The organism is Acinetobacter sp. YH12100 (assembly GCF_013419135.1).
Lineage (GTDB): Bacteria > Pseudomonadota > Gammaproteobacteria > Pseudomonadales > Moraxellaceae > Acinetobacter > Acinetobacter pseudolwoffii.
Genome location: NZ_VPAQ01000041.1, coordinates 1 through 4106, shown reverse-complemented (window position 1 = coordinate 4106; position 4106 = coordinate 1). Strand labels below are relative to the sequence as shown.

Sequence of the window (4106 nt, the reverse complement as noted above, 5' to 3'; positions counted from 1 at the left end):
GCAGGGTCGTGCGGTGGTGCGCCCTTAGATATTATTAAGAAATACATTCAAAACCAACAAGGTTAAAATCTGTGAAATTCACCTCCACCCTGACTGTCGGGTGGAGTCCTCTTTCACTTACAGATAGTAAATTGCATATTCCTATGTAAATCTACCCCCTATTCCTATTTGCACCCTACCATTCATTTCTGTTCGTATAAGCCACTAGGCATGCCAAACTCTTGATTAATGGTATCAATATTGATACTATTAATCATTGGCACTATTGAGCATTTAAATGGCAAATCTTGATCAACTTATAGAACAAATGCGGAATAATCCAAAAAATATCCGCTATGTCGATTTACTCAAGGTTTGTAAGCAATATTTTGGTGAACCAAGACAAACAAGTGGTAGTCACACGGTATTTAAAACACCGTGGCAAGGCGATCCTCGTATTAATCTTCAAGATGATAGCGGAAAGGCTAAACCTTATCAGGTTAGGCAAGTATTAGCTGCACTTGATAAACTTAAAACATTGTGAGGTGTCAAATGGATAGCAAACAATTTACTTATCGTGTTACATGGTCAGCAGAAGATAATGAGTATGTTGGTCTATGTGCCGAATTTCCGTCACTGTCTTGGCTCGATGCAGAACAATCTAAAGCATTTTCAGGGATTGTTGATCTTGTTGCTGAAGTTGTAGCAGATATGATCAGCAATAATGAGAAATTACCTGTACCGCTTTCAGAAAAAAAGTATAGCGGACGGTTTGCTGTTCGTGTTCCATCAATGGTTCATCAAAAACTAGCACTTGAAGCTGCGGAGCGTGGTGTGAGTATGAATCGTTTGGTATCGGCAAAATTGGCTATGTAGTTTTATATCTTGATGGTCTACTTGGAATGAGAATGACTGGTAGACCATAAACAAGAATAGCTGGTTGGTTTATCCAATAATTTGCAGAAAATGGAATAAAAATTTATCTAGACCTATCTACACATAATTTTCGTTAAAAATTAATATTCAATTTTTAGCAAGAATAGCGTTATATTTTGATCAAAAAAAATGCCCAGAGAAGGATCAATGGGCAAAACTAAGGACCTTGACGGTCATTCAGAAACTACAGCTAGCTTCTAGCTATGATTCTGCACTTAATTAAAAAAAGCTACACTGGCTGAATATATCAAAAGTTAAATCATGTGATTTATCATTAATTAACACACTTGAGAAAATGAGTTCATCACTCTGCTGATTAATACAGTAATTCACCAAACAAATCCGCTCTAATCTCTTCCAGGCTCAGATCTGATTTCATTCTATTACAGAGTGGATGAACCAGCAGACCATTCTCTAGCACCCCTTGGCCACCTGCGGCTTTGGCAATCCGATGATCCGATTCAGTAGAATCGAGATAGATTAATCCATCACAAATGGGGCAAAAGTTATGATTACCCACCAGAAAATTGTGCTTAAGCAAATTTTTGGTTAATGCTGAAAAGGCCTTGGGCTTTGATCGAGAGATCGGGCTAATCGATTCAACATATCCGACTACATGCTCTACAACCCCATCATCATAATTACCCAAAAATCTTTCAGAATAAAACTCATTAAAGTTGATGTACTTGAAAGCCTTTGACATCGACAAAATAAAGGTGTTCAGGCATTCTTCATCTTCAAAATCGACATCCATTTCCAGGCTTAAACAGATAAAGGCTTTATAAACGATTTGTAGCCGATCATAGCCTTTAATCCCACTGCCGAACTTACCGACCGTTTCAGTGGTCGCCACTGGAAAATTGGCAATCAAGAACTCAATACTACGGCGGACACGTGTAAACTCTTTAAAGCTAATGGTTCGATGGTGAATCTGCATCAGGCTTTCATGAATTTCAAACACAATAGCAAACCATGCCAGAAAGGAAGTAATCTGAAAACGCTGGTCCTTATAAAAATATAAGAACGGATGTAAGCCCAAACTCGGAACCCCAGTATTTTTTACAGGAGTGGCCATTCTGCAAAGGACCGTAAACAGATGTGACATGATCTTTTCAACGCGTTCACCCTGATTCAGGCTCATGATATTATGAATCTGATCACCCGCGATGATATTCATGAGCTCATTGACCAAGCCAATTTTTTTGCCATGACTCATTTCAGTATCTAATAATATGGTAGAGAAAAGCAGCTGATGGATCTTCTCCCCCAACTCGATCAGCGAATTTAAACGTGTATATTGAAGCTCTTCTAAATTGGATTTATTGTCATTGATATAACAACAGGCATAGATCGCATAATATGCATCACTTCCCCGACTTCTTAGATGATATTCCTCATATTTATCTAGGCGTTTAGTATCTGAATTAATCGATTGGAATACGCGTCTTGCGTCTTCTGGAGTACCAAGCACTTGCCGGAAACTGATTTTAATATCGTCTAATTTAGATTTTTGTTCTGCAAATTTAGGATCAATACAAATTTTTTGGAAGTCAGCTAGATCTCCTAAATGATTTCGCAGGTCACGAATATCTTCTTTTTGTTGATCGCTAAAATTAGGCGCTTGAGTGGCTTGTTCATCTGCAAAATATCTCTTGACCCAAGCATAAATACTCGAAAGACGATGCGCCCCATCGATAATATAGATGTTGCCGTGTATATCTTTCCAATACAAGATACACAAATTGATATTTTGATCTTCTGTACAATTCTCAATAAAGTTTGCAATTTCCTGCACACTCCAACATTCAGTAGAACGCTGGTTATCCGCTTTAAATAAACATTTGATGATGGCATGCTTTTCAAAATCAGTCAGTGCCACTTCAAAATTATCACGCTGCATTGAAGGCGACATTTCTTCTGGCAACATGACTTTACGCTGAATGATATTCGTCAGTAATCGAGTTTGGCCCATTTTTTGTTTTCTCCAGGCAGCACTTTCCTATATTCGCTAAAGCACGAAATTTGAAAGTGCATATAGTTCAATTTAGTTAAAGCGATGAATTAAATGACCGTCAATATCCGGTCAGCGCTAACAAAAGAAACCTAAGAGAAATGGGTACTTTTAAGATGATATTTTTCATATTGTAATCTCGTTGATCAATGTGAAATTTGCCAACATCTTTTCCACGAGATGGTGGCAAACCAAATAGGGGTGGAAATACCGCTCAACGAAACGGCCAGTCATAGACTGCCCTACTTGGCCTGCCATAAAGCATTGCCATGCAGACACAAAAGAGCCACTAAAAGTGACTCTTTAGTACGTTGAGATGCGGGTTTCCACGCCCGATTACAGATTTTGCTGTAATGTAATTATCATATGGGTATCTTTTTCTTTGGTCAAACCAAATTAGAATTTTTTTATTCATTTTTAAATAAAAAATATAAATCGATAACGTATGGATCAAATTGAAAGCAAAGAAAAAAATCAAATTCGCGGATTCCCAGGCCTTTGCTTTGTTAAAATCTGATTTGCCAAGCAAAGGCCTGGGCCCCTTAAATTGAACGATATCTGCTTAGGCTATTTCCATAAGGAAGTGTGTTGTACAGCTTCCAGTAGCAAATCAAATGCAAGGAATAATGTGATGTTTTTATTGCTTTGTTGATCCATAAAAAATACCTGAGTCTCTATTATTAAGTGATAAATGAGCAGCAAGAAGTTTTCCTAGTCAGGTAAATGATATTTATGCACACGTAGCTGTCTTGAACAAATTCACAGAATTATGATCTCTAATCACCAAATATCGTACACTCAACCACGCAAGTACCCATCGCACGGCACTTAATGACGCTTGTTTAGACATAATTCTAAAATAATCATATTTATTATGTTTCATCACTATCGGAAAAAACTGATGTTCTGTAAGGATTGAAAGCATAGGTTCATCCTCTGCCGTAAAATGTGAACCGTACCGGGTTTGTCGGAGAGTCAATATTCTGAGAGACTATCCCGATGACAAAATTAAAATATACCCCTGAAATCAGAGAAAGAGCGGTTCAATTATTGATTGAATCTGAAAAAGATTATCCTTCTACTTGGGCTGCAATCACAGCAATTGCGCCTAAGATTGGTTGTACTCCTGAAACACTTCGTGCCTGGCATCAAAAGCATTTAGATCAGCAAAATCCTATTA

2 protein-coding genes and 3 pseudogenes are annotated in these 4106 nt (G+C 37.7%); 3 read left to right on the top strand and 2 right to left on the bottom strand.

The features are described from left to right. Positions 1-397: 397 nt before the first annotated feature. Together FTU40_RS15400 and FTU40_RS14900 are read left to right on the top strand one after the other, a co-directional pair. A pseudogene (locus FTU40_RS15400) lies at positions 398-523 on the top strand (toxin HicA); the annotation flags it as partial. 8 nt (positions 524-531) lie between these two features. Continuing rightward, a complete protein-coding gene (locus FTU40_RS14900) occupies positions 532-855 on the top strand; it encodes a type II toxin-antitoxin system HicB family antitoxin (protein WP_063454488.1) in 324 nt (107 codons plus the stop codon). Positions 856-1231: 376 nt separating this feature from the next. Here the strand turns inward: FTU40_RS14900 and FTU40_RS14895 are convergent, their stop codons facing one another. Further along, on the bottom strand, positions 1232-2887 hold the full coding sequence (locus tag FTU40_RS14895; protein ID WP_005093681.1) for an HNH endonuclease signature motif containing protein: 1656 nt from the start codon (positions 2885-2887) through the stop codon (positions 1232-1234). An 808-nt stretch (positions 2888-3695) separates the two neighbouring features. Beyond that, a pseudogene (locus FTU40_RS15395) lies at positions 3696-3890 on the bottom strand (hypothetical protein); the annotation flags it as partial. 35 nt (positions 3891-3925) lie between these two features. On the opposite strand from FTU40_RS15395, the pseudogene FTU40_RS14885 reads away from it, so the two are divergent. Further along, positions 3926-4106, top strand: a pseudogene (locus FTU40_RS14885) (IS3 family transposase); the annotation flags it as partial.

Coding starts and splice junctions, on each gene's coding strand:
- FTU40_RS14895 (WP_005093681.1), bottom strand. CDS start 2,887: ATGGGCCAAACTCGATTACTGACGAATATCATTCAGCGTAAAGTCATG.
- FTU40_RS14900 (WP_063454488.1), top strand. CDS start 532: ATGGATAGCAAACAATTTACTTATCGTGTTACATGGTCAGCAGAAGAT.